Here is a 1,204-nt window from a genome sequence, read left to right on the forward strand (position 1 = left end):
GGCTTCTGCCCGTCATGAGAGGCAGAAATCGGCTCAGAACCGTCAACCAGTGTTATTTGACCATATCTAAAATGTCTTGAGCCTTTTGAAAAAGCTCATCGTAAGTGACAATCTCTACATTCGTCATACTATTTCTGAATAGCTCAAAAGATTTGTATTGATTCCCATCTTTAAGCTCTGATTCAAGCGCACCAATAACAATTAAGCATTTTGGATTGAATGCAGAAAAGGAACTACCTCCGTCGCCCTCGCTTAGCTTGTAATACTCTTTCATCAGTTGGTCTTTGTAATTTAACACCTGAATAAATGATCCGGACATCTCCTCGCTAATTGAATAGGCATTAGATCTATACTTTTTTCCAAGCAATTTAGTCTTCGGGGTTTTTATTTCGACCAATGCTATATTGCCAGTCAGCCTGCTTGCGTAGATAAAGTCGACGAGATTTCCACCCGAGTTTGTTATAGATTTTCCACCAACGTAGCATTTATTACCTAGCTGAAACATACTTTGCGGAAATATCTGTGATAATACAGCTGGACATTTTTGTAGAAGAGTTTGCCAGAACTCCTCGGATGAGTTTTCACGATTTACTTTCCAAACACCTATTGCTTCCTCTAAGGAAACTTCAACCTGCTCATCTAGTTTTATCTCGTCTACAAGCTTCGAGGCAGACAGTACTTCTGACACTTTACTTAGATGATCTTCCCTAGCCTTTTTTAGCCACTCAGTCGAATATATTTCAGGCTGCCTATCAATAACCGCATGATGATTAGGGCATAAGAGAAGATAGTTGTCTATTTCAAGTAGCTCGTCTCCATCCTTAGACGGATTGTGTCTTGGACCGTGAGAATGAACGGCTTCGATCGAAGATATTTCCCCGATAAATGACGAGCCATCGAGCATGAGGTTTTGGTCACAGCCTGGGAACGAGCACCGATAGCCACTCAATATAGCTACCTGCCGTTTCACGCTGGCGGTGAGAATACGCCTTTTTTTAATCTCAACAGTTCTTGATCCTACCTCAAATTCCATTTGCGCGCTCTCAACTTTCGCGGTGTATTTTGTATTTGCCTAAGCATGAATTTTGCAGAAGCATATAGCATCTTCGAGTGTTTCTATGGGCAGGCTACGGTTTTGCCAGTATGGTGTCCACTGACAGCTTATGAGTGTGGATTCAACCGCAGGATGCGAGAGACAGCTTCT

The 1,204-nt window shown here is 42.1% G+C and carries 1 protein-coding gene; it reads right to left on the reverse strand.

Translation table 11 applies throughout. The features are described 5' to 3' along the window. Window positions 1-52: 52 nt before the first annotated feature. Entirely contained in the window at window positions 53-1,033 is a 981-nt protein-coding gene (locus N5D30_RS26045; protein WP_279911340.1) for a Shedu anti-phage system protein SduA domain-containing protein, read from the reverse strand. Window positions 1,034-1,204: the final 171 nt, after the last annotated feature.

The sequence above is a fragment of the Pseudomonas sp. GD03875 genome (genome assembly GCF_029840585.1).
Classification (GTDB): domain Bacteria; phylum Pseudomonadota; class Gammaproteobacteria; order Pseudomonadales; family Pseudomonadaceae; genus Aquipseudomonas; species Aquipseudomonas paralcaligenes.

What these genes read in the sequence shown, in the direction of transcription:
- N5D30_RS26045 (WP_279911340.1), bottom strand. Translation starts at nt 1,033, where the DNA reads ATGGAATTTGAGGTAGGATCAAGAACTGTTGAGATTAAAAAAAGGCGT.